The organism is Algoriphagus ratkowskyi, from assembly GCF_002150505.1.
In the GTDB taxonomy this organism is placed as follows: domain Bacteria; phylum Bacteroidota; class Bacteroidia; order Cytophagales; family Cyclobacteriaceae; genus Algoriphagus; species Algoriphagus ratkowskyi.
In genome coordinates, this window is sequence record NZ_MSSV01000022.1 from 1 (window position 1) to 22,190 (window position 22,190).

General features: G+C 33.3%; 18 protein-coding genes and 1 other RNA gene. 6 read left to right on the forward strand and 13 right to left on the reverse strand.

The window, feature by feature from the left end; translation table 11 throughout:
* The first annotated feature begins 35 nt into the window (after nt 1-35).
* The 4 genes from BVH02_RS18215 to BVH02_RS18230 all read left to right on the forward strand — a co-directional run bounded on the left by BVH02_RS18215 (nt 36) and on the right by BVH02_RS18230 (nt 5,888).
* On the forward strand, nt 36-1,181 hold the full coding sequence (locus BVH02_RS18215; protein WP_143244247.1) for an Ig-like domain-containing protein: 1,146 nt from the start codon (nt 36-38) through the stop codon (nt 1,179-1,181).
* Nucleotides 1,182-2,348: 1,167 nt separating this feature from the next.
* Complete coding sequence (locus tag BVH02_RS18220; RefSeq protein ID WP_086502907.1) at nt 2,349-3,230, forward strand: glycoside hydrolase family 16 protein; 882 nt, start codon at nt 2,349-2,351, stop codon at nt 3,228-3,230.
* 170 nt (nt 3,231-3,400) lie between these two features.
* Nucleotides 3,401-4,693: a hypothetical protein gene (locus tag BVH02_RS18225; protein WP_111357191.1), complete on the forward strand. Its 1,293-nt coding sequence runs from the start codon at nt 3,401-3,403 to the stop codon at nt 4,691-4,693.
* A gap of 103 nt (nt 4,694-4,796) precedes the next feature.
* The gene (locus BVH02_RS18230; RefSeq protein WP_086502909.1) at nt 4,797-5,888 is read left to right on the forward strand and encodes a glycosyltransferase; all 1,092 of its coding nucleotides are present in this window, start codon (nt 4,797-4,799) and stop codon (nt 5,886-5,888) included.
* A gap of 426 nt (nt 5,889-6,314) precedes the next feature.
* On the opposite strand, the gene BVH02_RS18235 is transcribed toward BVH02_RS18230, so the two are convergent.
* From BVH02_RS18235 to BVH02_RS18295, 13 genes are all read right to left on the reverse strand, one after another.
* Nucleotides 6,315-6,509: an ATP-binding protein gene (locus BVH02_RS18235; RefSeq protein WP_223271916.1), complete on the reverse strand. Its 195-nt coding sequence runs from the start codon at nt 6,507-6,509 to the stop codon at nt 6,315-6,317.
* A gap of 202 nt (nt 6,510-6,711) precedes the next feature.
* Nucleotides 6,712-7,464, reverse strand: coding sequence for a ChbG/HpnK family deacetylase (locus tag BVH02_RS18240; RefSeq protein ID WP_086502910.1), 753 nt, complete (start codon nt 7,462-7,464; stop codon nt 6,712-6,714).
* A gap of 750 nt (nt 7,465-8,214) precedes the next feature.
* Nucleotides 8,215-9,519: an NAD(P)H-dependent oxidoreductase gene (locus BVH02_RS18245; RefSeq protein WP_086502911.1), complete on the reverse strand. Its 1,305-nt coding sequence runs from the start codon at nt 9,517-9,519 to the stop codon at nt 8,215-8,217.
* Nucleotides 9,516-10,070: a dTDP-4-dehydrorhamnose 3,5-epimerase family protein gene (locus BVH02_RS18250; protein ID WP_086502912.1), complete on the reverse strand. Its 555-nt coding sequence runs from the start codon at nt 10,068-10,070 to the stop codon at nt 9,516-9,518. The genes BVH02_RS18245 and BVH02_RS18250 overlap by 4 nt, the downstream gene beginning before the upstream one ends.
* Before the next feature lie 18 nt (nt 10,071-10,088).
* Nucleotides 10,089-10,637, reverse strand: a complete 549-nt coding sequence (gene rfbC, locus BVH02_RS18255) for a dTDP-4-dehydrorhamnose 3,5-epimerase (protein WP_086502913.1) — start codon at nt 10,635-10,637, stop codon at nt 10,089-10,091.
* Nucleotides 10,638-10,662: 25 nt separating this feature from the next.
* Nucleotides 10,663-11,763, reverse strand: a complete 1,101-nt coding sequence (gene rfbG, locus BVH02_RS18260; protein WP_086502914.1) for a CDP-glucose 4,6-dehydratase — start codon at nt 11,761-11,763, stop codon at nt 10,663-10,665.
* Nucleotides 11,764-11,801: 38 nt separating this feature from the next.
* Nucleotides 11,802-12,584 carry a glucose-1-phosphate cytidylyltransferase gene (gene rfbF, locus BVH02_RS18265; RefSeq protein WP_086502915.1) on the reverse strand — a complete coding sequence of 261 codons (783 nt, stop codon included), beginning with the start codon at nt 12,582-12,584 and terminating at the stop codon, nt 11,802-11,804.
* Between the two features lie 377 nt (nt 12,585-12,961).
* Nucleotides 12,962-13,852, reverse strand: a complete 891-nt coding sequence (locus BVH02_RS18270) for a glycosyltransferase family 2 protein (RefSeq protein ID WP_086502916.1) — start codon at nt 13,850-13,852, stop codon at nt 12,962-12,964.
* Between the two features lie 44 nt (nt 13,853-13,896).
* Nucleotides 13,897-15,294: a lipopolysaccharide biosynthesis protein gene (locus BVH02_RS18275; protein WP_086502917.1), complete on the reverse strand. Its 1,398-nt coding sequence runs from the start codon at nt 15,292-15,294 to the stop codon at nt 13,897-13,899.
* Nucleotides 15,295-15,320: 26 nt separating this feature from the next.
* Nucleotides 15,321-17,660 (reverse strand): GumC family protein, encoded by a 2,340-nt coding sequence (locus tag BVH02_RS18280; RefSeq protein WP_086502918.1) that lies wholly within the window; start codon nt 17,658-17,660, stop codon nt 15,321-15,323.
* Nucleotides 17,661-17,694: 34 nt separating this feature from the next.
* Complete coding sequence (locus tag BVH02_RS18285) at nt 17,695-18,402, reverse strand: polysaccharide biosynthesis/export family protein (protein ID WP_158093912.1); 708 nt, start codon at nt 18,400-18,402, stop codon at nt 17,695-17,697.
* 777 nt (nt 18,403-19,179) lie between these two features.
* Nucleotides 19,180-19,743, reverse strand: a complete 564-nt coding sequence (locus BVH02_RS18290) for a DUF3109 family protein (RefSeq protein ID WP_086502920.1) — start codon at nt 19,741-19,743, stop codon at nt 19,180-19,182.
* A 39-nt stretch (nt 19,744-19,782) separates the two neighbouring features.
* Nucleotides 19,783-20,262 (reverse strand): DUF4442 domain-containing protein, encoded by a 480-nt coding sequence (locus BVH02_RS18295; RefSeq protein WP_086502921.1) that lies wholly within the window; start codon nt 20,260-20,262, stop codon nt 19,783-19,785.
* 119 nt (nt 20,263-20,381) lie between these two features.
* On the opposite strand from BVH02_RS18295, the gene rnpB reads away from it, so the two are divergent.
* Nucleotides 20,382-20,817, forward strand: an RNA gene (gene rnpB / locus BVH02_RS18300) — RNase P RNA component class A.
* Between the two features lie 17 nt (nt 20,818-20,834).
* On the forward strand, nt 20,835-21,992 hold the full coding sequence (locus BVH02_RS18305; protein ID WP_086502922.1) for a sigma-54-dependent transcriptional regulator: 1,158 nt from the start codon (nt 20,835-20,837) through the stop codon (nt 21,990-21,992).
* Nucleotides 21,993-22,190: the final 198 nt, after the last annotated feature.

A 22,190-nucleotide genomic window follows, 5' to 3' on the forward strand; every position in this document is an offset into this window, starting at 1 on the left:
CAACTGTGTCATCACCTGTAGTGATCAGTGTAATTGTGAAAGAAGAGCTACCTACTGAAAATCCTAATGAGGTGCTAATTCCAGAAATATTTCTTGTTACTCCTGTAAACAATCAAGAATTCGATAAGGGCCAAAGCATTGAACTAATAGTCATGTTTCAAGGGTCTGACAAATTCGTTAAAAATGTAGAATATTATAGTGGTGACCAACTCATAGGTTTTTCAAATGTTAGTCCATTTAGCTTTAAATGGCAAACACCAACTTCAACTAAACATAATATAACTGCAAAAGCAATTGGAGAAGACACAAGCAATTTTAAAATATCAGAATCTGTTTCAATACTAGTAAAAGAAAAAATTGAGAAAATCTTCGAAATTATAGATCCAATCAAAGACGCTGAATTCAATGCTGGGGAAAGCATCTTAATACAAGTGCAAATTCCAGAAAACGTCAATCCTATTAACAGAGTTGAGTATTACCGGGAGAGAATTTCAATTGGATCTTCAACATCTCCATATAGTGATTTTAAATGGAAAAATGCTCCTTGGGGAAATCACAACTTATCAGCTAAACTGGTTTTTGCAGATGGAACCGAAATCCTATCCGAGACAGTACCTATCAAAGTTTTAAAAAGAAATCAAGCGTCAGTAAAACTACTGTCATCCAGCAATCAAAAGGAAATTACATCAGGAGAAAACTTGGATCTTAATGTAGAACTTAACGAGTTCGAAGCAAAAGTTGAATTTGTAGAATATTTTCTAAATGGTGAAAAATTGGGAAGCTCAGTAATACAGCCCTATAGTTATGAATGGAAGAATATTCCTGACGGAGAACATCAGCTAGTTGCTAGAGCAGTTGACATCAAAGGCTCATCGATCTATTCGGCGCCTATGATTTTAAGTGCTCGGAAAGACATCAACACTCTTCAACTTGAATATGTAATTGGTCCAAATCCAACTACAGATGTTCTGAATGTAATCTTTACAAACTTAGATGGTTTTTATGATTTTGAATTTAAAGTCATATCCATGAATGGTATCGTGAAACGTTCATTCAAGGCAAAACCTGAAGAGTCAACGGTAACAATTAATGTTTCCAATCTAATCAATGGCGTTTATATATTGCAGGTATATGGAAATGGAAATAATATTTCAAGTAAAAAGTTTATAATCAAAAAATAAAAGTAGTGATAAAATAAATGAATTATATAATACATATTCTATACTGTGTTATGAACATAGATAGTATGCAAGTAATACAACTTTAGAGTGAAATTTAACACCTAGAACATTAAGAGCTTCCTTAAGAAAGGAGGCTCTTTTTATTCCAATAAATAGTATGATTTGAAACTAAAATTAAAAGATAAAATCATATATTACAAGGATTGAGGCAATCTAGCCTCGGAATGAGGAAAGAGAAAAAATAGTCAATTTATTTTAGATGATTTAATTTTCTTAGCGACGTTTATTGGTTGATTATCCCAAAGATCTTAATAAAGATGCATTTAGATAAAATACAAATTTATATAGCTGTAATGCGAATTTATATAGCTATAAAGCTAATCAAACATTCTCTTTGCCTATGTAGATGGTGTTCTGAATCCTTACAATTTCCAAAATAAATTTTCAAATTTAGGTTTGGCATAGTTTTAAATGATATTCATGGAACTTACACCAAGAACTAATAGAAATATTGATAGTCTCACAATCTGGGAGAAAAAAGATTGTTTTGAAAACTAAATTTCAATCTTTAAAATTAAAAAATAACTAAAAAGCATAAACTAAAAAAAACCATAGCCACCAAACCTATGGATTTCAATCAGTTAGCTTGCCAACATAGTAAAATCTATAGAAATGTATGATATCGGCGACAAAGCACTACAAAGCAGTTACATCCAAGCGCCCTATTAATTCCGTATTTAACTAAAGCAAATAAACTTACAGTGAATTATACATGACATGTAAGATGTAAATCAAATAATTCGGATTTAAAATTATCAATACATATATATCTAGAATTTAAGAGATTAAATCCTGCAGAAGTTAGTTAAGATCAAAGTTAGTCGTATGTAAAATATGTAACAGTATAAAAATTAAAGCTCAAATTTACAGGATTGATATCCTGCCCTTATCTCCAGCTTTAATGTCAAATTATCCTTTTGAATAAAAAAGTATAAAAAAAATATAATATCATACTAGTAATATTTGAAAATTTCAATTAAAAGATATTTAACAGAAAAAATACATCAAACACATGGCATATTTAAAGTCAAATTGATTTATTATTTTATTTTATATAACGTCACTTTCAACAAATCATATCTATAATCACCACTATATCCACATTTTATGGAAAAAAATAATTTCAAGAGCTTAGAATTACTAATATTACAATTTGGTAAAAATATCAAGTTTGTGATTTTCCCAATGTTAATATTTTCATTAAATTCGTGCATTGATGAAAGAATCACCGAATGTGATCCTTGCTCAAGCCCTATCTCATATGAGGGTTATAGTAATGTATTTACAGAGGAATTTAATTCAGCCAGTTTTGATGAAGATTGGAACTTTATACAAGGAAATGGATGCCCAGAGGCATGTGGATGGGGAAGTGGAGAACTTCAATCGCACAATAAAGATAATGTTGAAATATTAAATGGTAATTTGATAATCACCGCAAAGAAAGAAACAATAGGTGATTCACAGTATACATCTGGAAGAATTAGTACTCTTGATACTTTTTCACTTACTTTTGGAAGAATAGATGTCAGAGCTAAATTACCAAAGGGACAGGGATTATGGGCTGGAGTTTGGTTATTAGGAGATAAAATTAAAGAAGTAAGCTGGCCAACTCCCGGTCACATTAGTCTTTTGGAAATGAGAGGTGGAGAAATTGATGGAAGGAATAATACTCTTGTAGGTAAAATAATTTATGGAACACCTAAAAATGTTCAAACCTTTAGCAATTTTACTTCCTTAGAAAATGGAATTTTCAATGATAAATTTCATGTTTTTTCTATAATTTGGGAGCCTAATAAAATTCAGTGGCTACTGAATGATAAAGTTTACTTTGAAAAAATCATCGATGCTTCTATGATAGACACATTTACAAAGCCATTTCATTTGAATATTAATTTGGCAGTAGGTGGACAATTTCCAGGAAACCCTAATACCAGCACTGTATTTCCACAAGAATTGGTTATAGATTATATTAGGGTATTTCAAAAATAAGTTCTCAAATCTCAATTGTAATCTAAACAAAATTACAAGTTTAGATTACAATAGAGTCTCAAAAAATTATTCACGTCTAATACATAAATTTACTACACACCTAATACAAAAAAAATATATTTTCTTATATTTTAATTACTAATGACAATTATGAAAAAAATATCTTGCAAATGGAAAAAACAAAATTAGACTATTTTTTCGTATTTTTTTTCATATTGATTGCCGCAAAAACATCCTTTGTTTATGAATATGATGTATTTTGGTTTATATTTTCAATATCTTGTTTTAGCTATGGTCTTTATAAAAAAAGAATATATGAAAGTGATCTCTATACATTTGCAATATTTACTGCTATATTTATTTTATTTATAATATTTAGGAATTTATTTTTTAATAAGCTTGGAGTTATGTTTTTAGTAAGTGATGTATTTTTTTTATTAAAATACATCCTAATATCTTATATATTTTGCGTGGTATTTAAAAAAAATGCTACTATATTAATTTCAGAGGTAATTATATTTTTAGCTAAAATATCATTAGCACTTTATGTTTTTCAATTAGTAGGTGGAGGAGGAATTTTGTTTAAAATTGGGGAAACATTTCATAACAGTACTATACCATATTCTGGTATAAGTGCAACCTACTCCAATTTCATATTTTTCACTTATGATAAATTACATCATTTTAGAAACTCAGGATTTGTCTGGGAACCAGGAGCTTATGGTTGCTTTTTAGTTATTGCTCTTTTGTTTCATTTTATGAACAATTACTTTGTGATGGATAGGAATGCAATAATCTTAATTATTGCTACGATTACAACCATATCAACTACAGCTTATTTAGCTCTTGGCATCCTAATGGTGCTCTATTATAGATTCAATGAAGGGATAATAAGTTGGAAAATGATACTTCTATCTATTGTAGGTTTAATATTATTTTTCAACTTACCTTTCTTAGGAGAAAAAATAACAAATATTTATGAAGAAGATATAAAGATTTTACAAAATTATGAAGAAATAACTAACCAATTAGCATTCTACGAAGAATTTGGGGGTGAAGTAAAATTAAATAGATTCTCTAGTATAATTTTTTTATATCAAAATTTTGGTTATCAGTTAATATTTGGTGTTAGTAACGCGTATATTAATCTTAATAGTCCAATATTTGGTGTAGAAATAAGTAAATTCAATATCTCCAATGGAACTATTGATTTTATAGCTAAATTTGGGCTTGTAGGATTTGCCTTTTTACTTTTCCGAATGGGTAAATTTATTTATCTCCATTATCAAAAGTTCGAATATTCTTTATATATGATCTTGATGATTTTGGTGATGAATTTTGGAGAACCTCTTCTCATATTACCGATTACATTAATCTTTCTTTTTCTTCCAAAATTTTCATTAATCGACTATGATTTTGAGGAAGAAAATGACGAAATTCACGAGTTAAGTGAAGTTAATTAATTAAATTAAATAAATTTTAATGTTTAAAATCAAGGGATCAACGAAGTAGATCTAATCTTTATACTTGAATTTTTTAAAAAGCTAAAAAGTAAAATAAATAATCATGAAAATTTTAATGGTAAATGACTACCCCCTGGATCGTTATTATAACCAGTGGCAAGCCGGATTAACTCCAAGTCAACAGCTATGGGGAAAAATTGAGTTGGATAAAGAAGATGGGATTGAAATCATTATTCTACCTCACCAGAAATATAAGTTTCTGGATAAAATTGGAAATAAAATTCGAATAGAACATTTAGACCAGCAAATAAGGGCACTGTTTATTAAAAATGATATCGATATAATTTATGCTCCCTTCGCTGCCGCAACGACTAAATTATTGTTGATATTAAAGCTTTTCGGAATAATCAAGACTCCTATAGTAGCTATGATTCATTACCCCCTTTTAGGAAGTAGCTCTAAAAATAGATTAGTGAAATCTTTAGGTAAAAAACTAATGATGGGTTTCGACAGGATGCTTTTCGTAAGTGAGAATATTAAATCGGAAAATATTAAGTCATTTGAATTATCTCCTAAAGATTATGAAAATAGATTTGTGCATTTAAGTTGGGGAGCAGAAACAAATTTCTATGATAGATCCAATACTTTAACTAATTCTACCAAAGAAGAATATTTTGTGAGTTCCGGACAAACTGATCGGGATTTCGACACATTAATAGAGGCATTTCGCTATTTAGATTTTAAACTTAAAATTTACGCAAAACCTAATTATAAGCCTATATCAACAGATATTCCTGATAATGTTGAGATTAATACTAAGTCAATTAGTTCTAGGGAGATTATTGATTTATATAAAAATTCATTGGCGGTATTAATTTGTTTTAAAATGACTCAATCTTCAACATTGGGCCTGACTGTTCTATTAGATGCAATGGCTATTGGAAAACCTGTCATTATGACCTCAAATCCTTTTATTGACGTTGACATCGAAAAGGAAGGAATTGGTTATTGGATTCAAGAAGGTGATGTTCAGTCCTGGGTTTCTAAACTTAAAAAATTGATTGATAACCCTGAATTAAGTAATGAAATGGGACGAAAAGCTTTTGAGTTACATAAGACTAAATATAACATGGACTATTTTGGAAAGTCGCTTAAGAAGGTATTTCAAAATCTTTCAGAAGAAACAGTAAAATAGTTTTCCTAAATATTTACTGGGTTCAAGTTGCCTCATTCGATTGGACAAAAAGTTTAGCTCTCCTATCTTAGAATGAATTATAGACCATGAAGGGCATTCGGCAACGCATTCTAATTGATGGTAATTGAACAATATAAAAGCGGCAAATCCTGTAATGAGATAGCATGGATAAGGTAATCTCGGTTACTGGGTCAGGCGATAAAGGCGGGAATACCAGTATAGGCCTATTAATTTATTGGGACTGATCTTACATTCTGACCGGGGAGTACAGTTTGCCTGTGAAGAATTCCGAAACCTGCTGGATAGTATGGACAATACTCACCCCAATTCCGATCATATTGATCCAAAATGAGTTTGGTACTTTAATCTGTTAGCCTTTCATTTTTGCATTTTTTTTCTGAGACTTTCTTCTATTAGCTCAATTCTTTAACATGAGTGGACCAACCTGTCAAGAACAGCGTCAGCAACGATTTCTTCGCCAATGATATCGTTCCAACTCGAAACGGGCAGTTGACTGACAATTATCATAGATTTCTTTACGTGCCTGTCCTCTATCATTTCCATGAAATCTATCCTCTCCTCGTCGATAGGTATAGTTACGTATAATAGAGTATGTATAATTAAGGATAAAATAAGTAGTTATAGACTTGCTATATTCTGTTCAACAGGTATCGATTTGCGAGTTCGTTATGGTCCTTGCACAATTCTTTTCTTAATTCCAAAAAACAATTTATTTACTCTATCATGTTACTTATTTTTCATTCTCTAAGCAACCTCTATCTAGAACCTCTATTTTTTAAAACAAAGCACATCTGATTTAGGGTTATTCAAAACATAGTTGTTCTATAAGATCGACATTTTCCCAACTATCAATAATTTTTGAATAATCCTGCAAAAACATTGGATGTACCATTATCTCTATCTTTTTTGCCCTTAACATCTGCTTTCTGGAATTCCAAGAATTTAATGATTCAAAAGAGTCTGAAAATGCTAGTCTATTGGATTTGATGATTTGATTAATACCAACTCTATAATAATATTTGAAATAGCTATTCTCATAATAACTTTGGCAAAGTCTTAATTTTATTTTAAATTTTAAGGCAACTTTTAAGAAAACAGGAAACAAAAATGGAGTAGTATGAATATGATGATGTGAATTAATGTGATTTGGAAATAATATAGAGTCTGCCATCTTTTCTAACTGAAAGACTATTTCCGCTTCAAATTTCTTGGATATTTCTTTTTTCAAGAGATTAGGACTCCAAACTTTATTAGGATCCCAATCTCCATTTTCTTGTAAAAAGCAGTCTGCCTCAAAGGTACTCAATGGTTTCCCTTCAGTTAGATTCACATGAAGACCTATATTCTTATATCCGAAATTATTTATGGAACTTATCGCCTCTTGAAATCCAGGCTCACCCACCATTAGAGATGTACTGTTTATTAGATTATTGTTTAAACAGTAAACAATAGCCTCGTTTATGAGTTTATCTTTGCCAAAATCATCTGCGTTAATTATCAAATTATTATTTTCTATAAAATTTGCATTCAGGTTGTTTGTTTTTATTTCATTCATATGATTTATAGTTATCGTAAAGTGGGGTTTAGATTTAAATAAAATTTGGTTTGAGCGGATATTAAAATGATGTTTAGAAAAATTTTTTAGGGATGAAGCATATATGCTATTATCCTCTAATTACTCCTTTCAGTCAGTATACTCTGATGCTTATATTCCTACTTCCAAATAGGCCTTCCCTCTACGATTTCTGCTTCTATTTATAAGCTAAAAAACTGGGAGTGAATAGAATTTTTAATTGGCAATCCTTCTAGAATAAAATCTTACCTTGATCGCTGTATTTTTACAGGGATCCTTTTCAGATCGTCTTTCAATTAATGTGAATTGTTTAAATAAATTAATACTACGAAACTAGTGGAACAGACAAAAAATCAGACCACCTCTAAAATTGCTCTTATAGAACGCGGACATTCAGCCTTAAAAATGCTCTTGGCAGTTTATCCTTTTATACTTAATACGATATTAGTTATTTACTTATCGGTCGAACCGTACTTTTAATTTACAAATAATTTGAATAAGTAAGGTAATTATTGAAAGTTTCAATGAATACCAGTTGATGATGTCCTTTAAAAATTTTAAGTGGAAAACTTAACTAGATACTCCAGAATTGCTTTCCCTCACTCCTAATCTCTGAGGTCTCATATTGTAAAGAATTTACTACCTCATAATCACTCAATATCTGGACTGAAATGTTTTCTAAGGGAAGCTTGTATAGACTTAGATTTAGTGGGGATAGTTAAATGAAATACATCATACTTTAATCATTACGGATTTATTGATTTCAAGCTGTTCTAACATTAATTCATCTATTAGCCTTCCATCAGGGATTTGTACATCAGAGTAATGCACTACCTCATCCTTTGGAATAAATTTGTTTATCACACATCCTTCTGATATCCCCATTGGCAATAAATTCTCAGTTACTACCTGATCATGGTTTTCACAAAGGCCATATGTCTTGAATCCACCAATACCATCCAATAAATCTCCCGGATGTAAATCTCTTTTGGCAACTGTGATTACATCTACTACAGGCCCATTAATGGGTACTAAAACACCGTCATCAAAATCCATTAGTCTACATATAGAACTTGCAATATCAAAAAACAATAAATGATAAGGTTGATAAAAGCTATACAGAGGGCCATCCCCTAGTTTCCCATACTTCAAGTATTTTTTAGAAAATTCATCATCAGTGGTAGCATAGACAAAAACACCAGGAGATGGCTGAGCTCCTACAATGTAATCAACAATTCCTCCTAATTCCTTGAGTCTTTCTACATCAAATAAATGAGTCAGTTTATCTACATGTTCAGTAGATTCAAATCCCAACATCCCTCTTTGGGCTACCTTCATTCCTGTTCCATTCGCAATACACGACTGCTCAAAGGAAATTTTGGTGCCATCAGCAAAATTTGTCGCCATGACTGGATTCATGCCCCAAGAAGCTGCAAATGCTTTTTGTGTATCCGGAGTTCTATACCGATCCTGCATTCCTTTTATGTTACCGCAAACCAGTGGAGTAAAACCCATTGACTTCACATATCGGTACAAATTCATAGTCACACCAGGCTGATCCCCATCTCCCAAGGCATACTTGACCCCATACTCTTTTGCCTTTTTATACAATATTGGACCCAAAGTTGAATCTAATTCTGCATTGAAGGATAACACATGTTTTCCATTTTTAAATGCTTTTAACAGGGTTTCCGCGCCGAATTCAATAGCTCCAGTAGATTCTACGAGGATTTCAATAGATTGTAAGGCACACATCATGTCAATATCCTCTGTTATAACATAAAGTCCTTGGGCAATAGCTGTCTCAGCAGCCTCCAACTCGTTAGTAAGTAAGTATTGAGTCAAGCCTAAAGAATCGAAAACACTTTTAACTTTATCTGCACTGCGCCCATAAGTACATGCAACTGTCATCCCAGGCGTATGATTAATAATTTGGTTGATCATACCCTTTGCCATTTCTCCAGACCCTATCATACCTACCTTAAGGATATTTCCAGAATCTGCTCTCTGTTTAAGTCTAGTATCTACAAGTATCATATAGTTGGTTGAAATTTAAATGGAGAATCAAAGTTTTCGAGTTCAGGAAGATATTTATCTTTCTTTGAAATAATTGGATTAGTAGTAGGCCACTCTATCCCACAGCTGTCCCAATGAATTCCCCCGTCGTGAGAATTGCTATACATGGTAGAAGTTCGGTTTAAGAAAATCGATTTAGTCGAAAGCGTAAAGAAACCATGCGCACAACCTTCAGGTACATATAGCATATTAGCTTTTTCGGAATTTAATTCGATCATTAAGTGATCTCCGTAAGTTGGAGATCCTATTCTTAAGTCAACAACAACATCTAGAATACGTCCTTCTAGACAAGAAACAAGTTTGATATGATGTTGGCTTGGAACCTGAAAGTGAAGGCCTCTAAGAACATTTTTTTTAGATACAGAATAATAATGTTCAGGAAAGTCTGTCATTAATCCCAATTTTTCAAAAGAGGTCTTATGAAAGTTTTTGACCAATCTTCCTCTTCCGTCTTCACGGATAATTATCTCTATTTCAAAACAACCTTCTATTTTTGTGGGCTTTACTTTCATTCTAAAAACTAATGAATATTATTGATAATACATAAGAGGCGCATCATAATCAGGATAGTTTAGATCCTTTTCTGTAATTATCTGGATAGGTATAGGCCATTGCACATCCTTCAAAATAGTATCATTATATCTTAAGCCCTTTTCTAATTCTGGACTATACATAGCAGATACTAGATAATTTATCTCAGAATCTGCCTCTAAAGTCAAAAATCCATGGGCACATCCAGGTGGAACGTAAATTTCCTTATGATTAAATTCAGACAATTCGTTCAAATCATACTGAAGAAAAGTGACTGAATTTGGCCTCAAATCTATGACTACATCAAAAATAACTCCACGTGTACATCTGACAACCTTTGCCTCTTTACAGTCACTTTGATAATGCAGTCCACGTAATGTGCCTTTTTGTTTACTATATGACATATTGGACTGCACTACAGTAAAGTCTATACCTTGGTCACGAAACTCATTGATACAGAAATTCCGAGCAAAAAAACCCCTTGTATCCACACGCTCTTCTAGGTCGAGTAGATACATACCATCAATACTTGTTTTTCTAAATTTCATTCAAACTTGAATACAATAGGTTTGTCTAAATATCACTTGACCAAGCTATTTTTTTAACCGATGCTTTCTTTTCGTAATCAGAAATCTGTTGCATGGTAAAGGCACGAACATCCTTAGCATTATTGTAATACCTGTAGTACCAGTCTCCCGTATATTGTATCAACTCAGTAATATTAAGTGTGGGTTGCCATTTAAAGTCAAACAAAGCTTTATCACAATTTAGTTTAAGCAAGCCTGCTTCTGAAAACTTAAGTTCACCAGTCTGAGTATAGGTATCTTCTGCTTTTTCAAATCCCCAACTTTTTCCTAATTTTTCAAGTAATTCCATTACTGTAATATTATTTTCAGAGGGCGGTCCAAAATTATAGCTTTCACCATTGAAATCTCCTCCGTTCCACAACTCTGCAGCTATATTCAGGTAGCCACTGAGAGGTTCCAGCACATGCTGCCATGGTCTTGTGGCACCTGGATTTCTAATTTCTACCTTATCATTCTGACTCCAGGATTTCATACAATCTGGAACAATCCTATCCGCTGCCCAATCACCCCCTCCTATTACATTACCAGCTCTTACAGATGCCATTTTAATATGAGGCATTTTCTTGATAAATGAGTGGTAGTAAGAATGAATTATGATTTCTGCTGCTGCTTTGGAACCACTGTATATATCCTTGCCTCCCAGCATATCAGTTTCCTTATAGCCCCAAACCCATTCTACATTCTCATAGCACTTGTCTGAGGTAATGAATATGACCACACATTTTTGATCCAAATCCCTTATTGCTTCCAACACATTGGCTGTACCTATAGCGTTGGTGGTAAAGGTTTCTATAGGATCAGAATACGATAATGAAACAATAGGCTGAGCCGCCATGTGGAAAATAAAATCAGGTGCAATTCTCTTAACCTCTTTTTTAAAAGAAGAAAGATCTCTGATGTCCATTATAATGTGTTCCATCCCTTGCTCCAGTTCCAACGCTTCAAACAAAGATGGTTGAGTTGGAATATCTTTGGAAATCCCGTATAGTTTGGCTCCTTTCTGCTTTAGCCATAATGACAACCACGAACCCTTGAAACCTGTATGACCGGTGATAAGGATTTTTTTACCTGAAAAAACTTGTAACATCTGATGAACTTGCGGTATTAGTTAAAATGTGTAATTGATTACCAAATTTTCCAAGGAGCTTTCCCTGCATCCCAGAGATCTTCCAGTAAATGCTTATCCCTAAGCGTATCCATAGGCTGCCAAAATCCAGTATGCTTATAGGCAGAAAGCTGGTTATTCTTAGCCAATTCTTCTAGTGGTCCTTTTTCCCAAACTGTACTATCATCTGAAATAAAATTTAAAGCAGATGGCTCTACTATAAAAAACCCACCATTTATCCATGCATTACTTCTTCCGTCTCCTAAAGGTTTTTCTCTAAAATTTTCAATTCTAGAATCTTCATCATTCAGTGTAAACGCACCAAATCTTCCAGGCTGTCTAACTGCAGTGAGCGTGACGGTTGCATTTTGAGATTTATGAAATGCGATGGAAGAATTGATATCTATATCACAAACTCCATCGCCGTATGTTAAACAAAATGCCTCATCTTTGATGTACTCAGCCACTCTTTTAATTCTTCCACCCGTCATTACATTTTCGCCTGTGTCTATCAATGTTACTTTCCACGGCTCTGATTTCTTGCGGTGAACTTCCATTGAATTATTAGCCAAATCAAAAGTAACATCTGCCATATGTAAAAAATAATTAGCAAAATACTCTTTAATCATATAACCCTTATAGCCGCAACAAATAACAAAATCATTAATCCCGTGAGAGGAATATATTTTCATGATGTGCCAAAGAATTGGTTTGCCACCAATTTCCACCATTGGCTTTGGTCTGACCCCACTTTCTTCACTAATTCGGGTTCCAAATCCACCCGCCAAAATCACTGCTTTCATATGGTTAAAATTAAAAATTTATAATGCAGAATAGTGTATTCAAAAACACCAAGACCTCAAAGGTAAATAAAAATTTTGGAGTCAAAAATTAAAAGTATAATTTTAAAATAAAGAAACTGAGCATTTCATAAATTAATTTTTTTGACAATATCATTGGATTTTATCCCTCCTATATGTATTAGGACCATCAAAGTCCATAATTGAAATTTTAAGCCCTGCTCATATAATTTTGAACATGTTGACCTAAGAAACTCCTTAAGTTGTACCCAGATTTAGTCTCATTAGGAATTCTTATTGGGCAAGCCCAATTCTTTGGGGTCAAGAAAAACTTTCAATAATCATTTTTAATTGAATGAATTAATTGTCGATTTTTAAAATTAGGATTCTTGATCAATTTTCACTTCCTGTCTCTCAACTTTATATTTATCGTAAATAAATGGAAAAAGAGTTTTTACCCAAAACTTTATAAACATTGATGGAATTTCCCTAGGAAAATGCGTTTTAAGAAAAAACATGTATTCTTTATACTGTAAGCCTTTTGGACTATATAAAAATTCAATTCTTTCTGATAGTTTAGAATCCATAGACTTCCAGTTTCTTACCTGATCATAATTACAATAACCCAATACGCCAGGTGCAACCCATACATCGAATCCAGCTTTTTTTGCCTGTAATGTGTAATCAAAATCAGCTATCCCATGGATATATTCCTCATTCAAAATGCCTATTTTGCTAGTAATTTCATAAGGGACCAGCATAATATTGGCACAACCAAAATCACAATCAAGCTCCTGGGACACACTATTGACTAAGATATGTTTGAGTCTATTTTTAGAGTATAGTTTGAATCCTCCGTAAGTAAATTTGCCATCTGTAAAATCCGTCGTTGTACCAATGGTTATGTTTGAGATTTGATTAGAAAGTTTCATTTTCTGATTACTATTAATCAACTTTTCTAACGTATCCTCAAAAATTTGAGTATCGTCATTTAAAAGTAAAAAATAATCAAAGATAACACCGGTATTAAGAGCTAACCTCCATGAATTACGCATTCCTCCTGCCCAAAAAAGATTTCCGTTTCCATATGACACATAAACCTCAGGATATTTTTCTTTTACGGCTATACCTGTGCCGTCTTTAGAATTATCATCAGTTAAAAAAACTTGCAATTCAAATTTTTCAATAGATTTTTGAGAATACAATTTCTCCAAACATTGTAAAGTTTTCTCCTTCCGATTAAAACACGTTAGCAAAACTGCAATTTTCATTATCAATAATTTTAAAGAACCAAAACAAAATTTTATAGCTTATATCACTTATCCCAAAATCCAATAGCTTTTTTATTAACTATTTTTTGAACTTGTAAATATGTAATCAATCCGAGAAATGTAAAGACAATAATATTAGAATAAACCACACCAGGAAGACCATACAGATTACCTAAATAAATAGAGAAAGGGACATTAATTGATGCTGCTATTACAATGGTTACCACTTGAAGATAAAGTTTTCCAACACCATATATAAAGGTGACATGTATATTGTACCAGAAAAAAGCAATAAAATACACTCCCAATGACCAAGTAACTGCAAATGGAACTGTCAAGGAATCACCAAGCCAAAAGTTAAATACATATGGAGAAATAATAACACAGATCACATTAAGCACAAAAAATAATACGAATATTTTTCGAAGATTTTTTAAACTTTTCTTCATCCATACGTAATCTTTCAATTCATATGCATCTGCAAATGCACTCCAATAAGGATTTAAGATTACAGTGATTATCATGAATAATGCTGTGAAATATTTATATACCACATTATAAACGGAGACATCTTCTAATCCTAAAACTTTAGCAATAATAATATTACTAGTTTGGTAAAGGACCAGACTTCCTAATTGAACTATGAAAAATAACCAACCAACACTAAATAAACCTTTCGATTTTTTAAAATCAATACTCTTGGTATCAGGAGTAAAATCTGAAAGATCATGTGTAAAATAATAAATAGTGTAGATGATTAAAGATGCTACAGGAGAAAATGCTAATACCAGAACCAAATAAATCAAATTCCCTTCCATGAAATAGGTTAAGAAGAGAACTCCCACTAAAGAAATAACCAATGCGATGGTTTGAATAATATTTGATTTATAAGCTAAATGAACAGCTGTTAACAAAACAGAAATGATTTGGAGAACAAACTGGGCGCAAAAGCAAACTAATACAATCACAACAATTAAATCAACTGAATTTGCCAACTCAAGTGGAGTATTGAAAAATTCTGTCCAATCAACAAAAAAATGAATAATTAAAAAAAACACAAAAAATACAACAGCTATAAGAGATAAAACAGCATAAGTTGTACTTACATAAATTTTTCCATCTACATATCTTTTTTGAGCATACTCGGAAGTGATTTTATTACGCAAACCATTTCCCATACCAAAGTCGAACTGATTCATCCAGCCTACAACAGAACTGATGGTGAGCCATATACCATAATTTACTGCTCCCACGAAATTTATAGAGAGTGGTATCAGAATCAAAGAGATTAGTATTCCAACTCCTTTTATTCCAATTGAATTTATGATATTTTTAATAACTAACGAAGATCTATCACCATCCTTGAAAGCCGATGTGAGCCTGTCTACGACCAATTTAATACTAGGAATCCTAGAGAAAAAATTTAAAATTATATTAACCATTTAAACTTAGTAGAAATGTGATTGCATTATGCCCTAGTTGAAACTACATCCGTGTCTTTTCCAGAGTAATATCCATAGCCAAATTTACTTCCGGAATACTCATTTGAATCATTTAAAACAACAAAATTTTGTTTAAAAATATTCTCATCAATTATCTCAGCTAGTGCATGCAAATTATCTACTCTAGTATAATTCATCCTTACTACATAGACTACTAAGTCAACAATTTCGCTTAAGGAATACGCATCTGCAACCAGACCAATGGGCGACGTATCAATTATTATATGGTCATAAGAGCTTTTTAAGGAATTAATAAGTTTAATTATCTTTTGTGAAGTAATTATTTCAGAAGCATTTTCAATAGATTTATTTAAACCAATAATATCCATATTGCTATTGATCCCAGAGGGTGTTATAATTTCCTTGAGGTCCTTTATATCATGATTTAAATAATCAAATAGAGAATGCTTAGACTTAATGTTTAAAGATTTAAATATACTAGGTCTTCTAAGATCCAAATCAACTACTACTACCTTTTTATCAACGATACTAAGTGTGGCTGCCAAATTGAGGCAAAAGAATGTTTTTCCTTCACCTGACATCGATGATGATACCAGTATAACCTTATTATTATCACCAGATTGGAATTTCAAGTTGCTGCGTATCATCCTAAGTTGTTCTGCCGCAGGAGATATACTTTTAGGGCTTATTGCTATAACACCATTTTGATCATTTTTTGCAATCTCCCCCAATATCTGAGCATTCAGTATTTTTTCTATTACCCTTTTCGAAGTTACTTTTGAAGTAACTAAATAATTTACTAAAATTAAACCAAGCGGTAAGCTTAATCCCAGCCCTAAAGCTGCAGCCATAATCATTAATTTATTAGGCTTTACAGGTTTTAAACTTGCTATAGGGGGGTCAACCATTTGTGCACTACTCACCCCTGTGACTTCCAAGGTAAGAACAGCTTCATCTCGCTTCCGTAGCAAATACTGATATTGTTCCTGCTTAAGATCCGTATTCCTACTTATCTCTACTAATTCTCGCTCTATGCCAGGTATGCTTTGGGCCTTATAACTGTTCTCATTTAACGTTGTCTCAAAATTTCTCTTACTGATAAGGAGATTTGATTTAATACTACTAATATTAGCCAAAATATTAGACTTAACATTTACTATTTGATCATTAAGGCTTAGCAACTGTGGGTTATTTGGTTGAACAATTCTTATTATACGTTGTTTGTCCCGTTGCAAAGTATTGTATTGAGTTAATAAACCAGATAGAGAAGGATCAAGATCGGCTAAACCTCCAGGAATGAGATCAAATTGTCCGCTCTGATTATTCATGGTTAATTCGATCGATTCGAGTATATCAATTTTACCGCTAACTTCGGCCACTTGTTTACGCGTCTCAGCTGTGTTTTCAAGATAAATTTTTGAATTCATGCTGATGTCCGTAATATTATTTCGAGTTTTAAAATTTTCACCCGATTTTTCAAATTCTTCTAAATCATTCTTTACAATACCCAATCTTTCATTTATGAAGTTTATGGTTTTTAGTGCTGTTTCATTCTTCTGATTTATTATTCTTTGATTATATCCTTCAATTACCGAAGACATAATTTGTTTGCCCATTTCAGGAGATGTATCGTACAACCTAATGTATAGAGTACTAGATTTGACAGAAGGATTCTGAAACTCTAATACTCTGGAATAATTCTCAGCAGCTACTTGTGGATTTACTAACTCCACCAATACATTTCCCATCTCAGTAGCAAAATCATCACTTGCAGGTTTCTTTTGAATAGAAATTATTCCAAATGAAAATTTAATTTTTTGTCCATATTCAAATTCTTTTTGCTTATCCTCATCAAGTATCAAAAGAAATTTAGTTTCTGAAATAGGTTGAATTTCGAATGATTCGGATGGTGATATAAAACTTTTACTAATCGAATCTACAGTAATATCAATTGAAGATTGAAATGGATCAATTTTCGTCTTAAAAAAATCTTCGGCATTATAATAATTAATGAAACCTTTATTCTTAATAACTGCATCCATTAATAGAGACTTAGACTTGAGCTTTTCGAGCTCATTTTCTACTGTAATAGTAGATTTCATATTCTCAAGATCGCTCACAATGGAATTTTCGGTGACGTTATTATTTCTTTCACCTTCTTTGATAATAATCACACTTGATATCAAATACTCAGGTGTAATTGTCTTAATATAGTAATATGCAACCCCACAGAAAAGTAAAATAAAAATTGGAAAGAGATACCAACTTTTTAATATCGTTCTTAGAATAAGCTTTATATTAATAGGCTCCTCATTTGAGTTAACCTTTTTATTAATTTTTCTCATATTAATTTAACAGAATATATATCAGGGATCTATTTCACTTTGCAAAAATTGCCTGCCAGCTAAATAAAATAGGCACTACCAAAGCGACTGCTAAGGATAAAAAAACCATGCCTCTTTCGTTAGTACTTACTTTTACAGACTTCATTTTATCAGGCTGAACATATATAATATCATTTTGTTTAAGTATATAATACGGTGATTTTAAGAGATCTTTATCATTAAGATCTAAGGTAGTTACGGACCTGATGCCATCTGATTCTCGAATCAAACGAACATCTTCTCTATGACCAAACTCTGTCATATCCCCGGCTAAACCAAGTGCCTCGAAAATATTTAAATTCTCCGATGGCACATAAAACGTTGATGGGTTTTTAACTTCTCCTATGACAGTGATCTTAAAATTAGCAAACTGAATTGTCACCACCGGATCCACGATATATTCCTCAATGCCCTTCTCAATTAACAGAGTCGCCTGCGATTTAGAAAGTCCGTCTAATTTTAACTTCCCTACCACTGGAATATTAATCTGGCCTGTTTCATCTACTAAAAAACCTTCAGCATTAATGCTATTAATAACACTTCTATTGAAGTCAAGGTCGGTTGACGGATCATTAAACATTGCATTCATTTCTGGCTGCAGACTACTCAAACTAATCCTTAATAAGTCCCCTGATTGAATTTTCACTTGTCGATCTTGTTCTATTGCGGTTTGAAAATTTTCATCAATATCCAAATTACTCATGTATGTGAGATTTCTATTGGCGCAGGACGAGAAAATAATTGACAGGAACAGAAAAAACAAAAACTGATTTCCTGAAAAATTGCTATTACTAATCATTTATTATTATAATTAAATTTTTAAATGTTTAAATTGTCTTTATACTATAGCACTTCCTTCTTTTTTCCACAATCTATAAAACCTTACAACAATCCAAAAGGAAGTGAATTATTTTACTTTGTGTTAAAATACCAAAATTATCTATTGAATAATAGTGGATTAAAAGCAAAGCCATGCCTTTTAATAATTATTTGGACGCGACCTTTACTTCTAAAACTGTCCAAATATCCATTTTTATGATGACAAGCCCAAGAAATCTTTATCTACAGATTTCCTTATAATTGAGTTTTTAGGAATTGGGTACAACCAGAAATGGAAACGTCCTTAACTCAACTACTTCCGTGCCGATCAATTTGGGAAAACAACAATAAAAACGGGCATATGAAAATTAATAGCCCAAATACCAGGAGGATTTTAAGTTTTATAGTATTACAATTTTTAAATTTCCGTTGCTTGATTCACCAACTCATAAGAAAAAAAATAATACAACTATCGCATAATCAGTTGTCTAAGTAATCCTGAAAGTTTCATTGGGATGGTCTATGTGTAGGAACAACAACTTTTTCTACAAAGTGAGATAGATTAAATCTGTAGTTCCTCTTTTCACATTTTGCACTACTCTGTGATTCATAGATTTAGTAGAAAGAATTAGTATTGTATGTCAGTAAATTTAATTTTGACTCAACCCTCAATCTCCTTTAATAGATCCGCATACCATTCCGGACCATATTTTCGAGTAAGAGCATCTTTCAAAAATTTGTAGATGGGCACTTTAAGACTATTACCAAGCTGACATGCGGGATCACAGATATGCCAGCGATCATAATTCAAAGCATCAAACTGATCGTATTTGGTCACACGAATCGGGTACATATGACAACTGATAGGTTTTTTCCAAGTGATCTTTCCATCTAGGTATGCCTGCTCTATACCGCATTTTAAAATACCTCGATCATCCTTTAAGGCATAAGCACATTCTCTATTGTCTCCAATGGTAGGTGTACCCTTATCACCATCCTTATCAAACACCCAAGTTCCTTGCTTTGCGATTGCTTGACGGCCTTCTTCTGTGATATAATCTTTCACAATAGGGTAAATATCCTCAATGATGTGAGTCTCATCATCCTCTAATGGAGCACCAGCATCGCCTTCCACACAACACGCGCCCTTACAAGCCTCTAAATCACAGACAAAAAAATTCTCTTTTATATCATCCGAAAGGACAGTATTCCCTACTAGTATCATGGTATTCCTTGTTAGTAAGCAAAGTTAAGCAATCGAATGCTAGGCATTCGGCTTCGCAGGCTCTTTTCTTCGGACATAAATGCCTTTCTGCAATTTTGCAATCACTTTGCCCTCCCCGTCTCTTACTTCGCAGGGAAATTCGAAAACTCCTTTTCCATCCCGATCAACAGCCATTTTTACCTCAGTAATTTGACTAGGTGATACTTTGAATTCCGCATAAACATTCCCTTTTCCAGGTTTCACAAACTCTATATTCGCTGTCTTATCCCAAACAATGTATTCTTCTCCCAACTGAATGAGGAGGATAAACATAAAAAACGGATCACACATGGAGTAGAGAGAACCTCCATAAGCAGTTCCAAGCAGATTACGATTGTACCATGTGAGCTTGAGTCGCGTGCGAAAGCTGGAGAAATCATCGGCATAGTCTATTACTTTGATTCCCGCAAATAGATAAGGCGGATACCAATTAATTAATCGAATAAGCCGGCGAAATTTTTTAGTATTCTTTTTATCCATAGGAAAAAGGTAAGGCAAAAGACACAGAAATAGAACGACTTACAAAATCACTTCTAAAGCTATCTCCTTCCTTCCACATATTTCTAAAACTGAGAGCAAGAAATTGCCGTACTTTGTAGCGTGCAAGTCGTCTTGTCATCTTTCTCTCCTGATAGCTATCGGGATGGAAAGGAGGAAAGTCCGGGCAACATAGAGCGCCATACTTCTTAACGGGAAGGGGACTGACTGGTGACGGTCAGTTTACAGCTAGTGCAACAGAGAATATACCGCTCTAAGACTTCGGGGTTTGCCCTGAGCATGTCTAAGAGTAAGGGTGAAAAGGTGGAGTAAGAGCCCACCGGTCTGGCAGTGATGTCAGGGGCATGGCAAACCTTATGGGTTGAAAGATCAAATAGGTTCCGCGTCGGATTCAGTTCCGAGAAAAGTTGCTCGCTTTTATGCGGAACGGGTAGATCGATGGACCCCGATTGTGAAGTCGGGGCTAGATAAATGACAAGAAACCAATTCTGAAAATAGAAGAGGAAACAGAACCCGGCTTATAGACTTGCACTTTTTTATTTTATATTGAAACTATGTCAAAAATACTGATCATCGATGACGAAAAAGTCATCCGCGCTACATTACGCGAAATTCTAGAATACGAGAAGTACATTGTAAGCGAAGCTCAAGATGGCGTAGAAGGCTTGGCCAAGTTGCAAGAAGATGATTATGATCTTGTGCTCTGCGATGTTAAAATGCCTAAAATGGATGGTATAGAAGTGCTGGAGAAAGCTAAGGAATTAGATAAATCTCCGCAATTTATCATGATCTCTGCACATGGAAGCATTGAAACCGCAGTGGAAGCAACTAAGAAAGGTGCTTTCGACTTCATCCCAAAACCACCGGACCTCAATAGGCTTTTACTTACTGTGAGAAACGCCTTGGACAAAAAGGAGCTTGTGACTGAGACGAAAGTTCTGAAAAAGAAACTGTCAAAGAAACTGGATATGGTGGGTGAATCTGCTCCTATTCAACATGTGAAAGAAACCATTGAAAAAGTAGCTCCTACAGATGCCCGCGTGCTGATCACAGGTCCAAATGGAACTGGCAAGGAGCTGGTAGCCCATTGGGTGCATGCAAAGAGTAATAGAGCGTCTCAGCCTTTTGTCGCAGTAAACTGTGCTGCCATTCCTTCAGAATTAATAGAAAGTGAACTATTTGGGCATGAAAAAGGTGCTTTTACCTCTGCGCATAAACTCCGTCAAGGGAAATTTGAGCAAGCACAGGGTGGCACTTTATTCTTAGATGAGATTGGCGACATGTCGCTTTCTGCACAGTCAAAAGTACTTCGAGCACTTCAGGAAAATCTAATCAACCGAGTTGGTTCTGACAAAGACATTAAAGTGGATGTTCGAGTATTGGCTGCTACGAATAAAGACCTGAAAAAAGAGATAGAAGAAAATAGATTCCGTGAGGATTTGTACCACAGACTAAGTGTGATATTAATTCAAGTGCCAGCGCTGAAAGATAGGAAAGATGATATTCCACTATTGGTCAATAAGTTTTTGGAAGACCTCTCACAGGAAAATGGCGATGCAAAGAAAAGTATCAGCAAAGCTGCGATGGCAAAATTGCAGGAATTCCCATGGACTGGAAACATCCGAGAACTGCGAAATGTAGTAGAAAGATTAGTAATTTTAGGAGAACCTGAAATTAGCTTAGATGACATAAAAAAATACGCTGACTATTAAGTCTTTTACTGGTTTGTCGAGCGTATGAATCAGACTCGCATTTATTCAAGTGCTTCCGTTATTGACATCACAGTAGCATTTATATAAACCAGTTAAATGAAAATTTAATATGTGATTTTCTAGTGCATCCAAGTTTAGCAACTAGACTGAAAAATGGTTCACTAGTAAATGTCTTAAATCATCACCTCAGATAAAGAT

What these genes read in the sequence shown, in the direction of transcription:
- rfbG (WP_086502914.1), bottom strand. Translation starts at nt 11,763, where the DNA reads ATGTTACAAGTTTTTTCAGGTAAAAAAATCCTTATCACCGGTCATACA.
- BVH02_RS18295 (WP_086502921.1), bottom strand. Translation starts at nt 20,262, where the DNA reads ATGGATAAAAAGAATACTAAAAAATTTCGCCGGCTTATTCGATTAATT.
- BVH02_RS18285 (WP_158093912.1), bottom strand. Translation starts at nt 18,402, where the DNA reads ATGAGTAATTTGGATATTGATGAAAATTTTCAAACCGCAATAGAACAA.
- BVH02_RS18250 (WP_086502912.1), bottom strand. Translation starts at nt 10,070, where the DNA reads ATGAAAGTAAAGCCCACAAAAATAGAAGGTTGTTTTGAAATAGAGATA.
- BVH02_RS18290 (WP_086502920.1), bottom strand. Translation starts at nt 19,743, where the DNA reads ATGATACTAGTAGGGAATACTGTCCTTTCGGATGATATAAAAGAGAAT.
- BVH02_RS18275 (WP_086502917.1), bottom strand. Translation starts at nt 15,294, where the DNA reads ATGGTTAATATAATTTTAAATTTTTTCTCTAGGATTCCTAGTATTAAA.
- BVH02_RS18240 (WP_086502910.1), bottom strand. Translation starts at nt 7,464, where the DNA reads ATGAATGAAATAAAAACAAACAACCTGAATGCAAATTTTATAGAAAAT.
- BVH02_RS18245 (WP_086502911.1), bottom strand. Translation starts at nt 9,519, where the DNA reads ATGATACTTGTAGATACTAGACTTAAACAGAGAGCAGATTCTGGAAAT.
- BVH02_RS18225 (WP_111357191.1), top strand. Translation starts at nt 3,401, where the DNA reads ATGGAAAAAACAAAATTAGACTATTTTTTCGTATTTTTTTTCATATTG.
- BVH02_RS18305 (WP_086502922.1), top strand. Translation starts at nt 20,835, where the DNA reads ATGTCAAAAATACTGATCATCGATGACGAAAAAGTCATCCGCGCTACA.
- BVH02_RS18270 (WP_086502916.1), bottom strand. Translation starts at nt 13,852, where the DNA reads ATGAAAATTGCAGTTTTGCTAACGTGTTTTAATCGGAAGGAGAAAACT.
- BVH02_RS18280 (WP_086502918.1), bottom strand. Translation starts at nt 17,660, where the DNA reads ATGAGAAAAATTAATAAAAAGGTTAACTCAAATGAGGAGCCTATTAAT.
- BVH02_RS18230 (WP_086502909.1), top strand. Translation starts at nt 4,797, where the DNA reads ATGAAAATTTTAATGGTAAATGACTACCCCCTGGATCGTTATTATAAC.
- rfbC (WP_086502913.1), bottom strand. Translation starts at nt 10,637, where the DNA reads ATGAAATTTAGAAAAACAAGTATTGATGGTATGTATCTACTCGACCTA.
- BVH02_RS18220 (WP_086502907.1), top strand. Translation starts at nt 2,349, where the DNA reads ATGGAAAAAAATAATTTCAAGAGCTTAGAATTACTAATATTACAATTT.
- rfbF (WP_086502915.1), bottom strand. Translation starts at nt 12,584, where the DNA reads ATGAAAGCAGTGATTTTGGCGGGTGGATTTGGAACCCGAATTAGTGAA.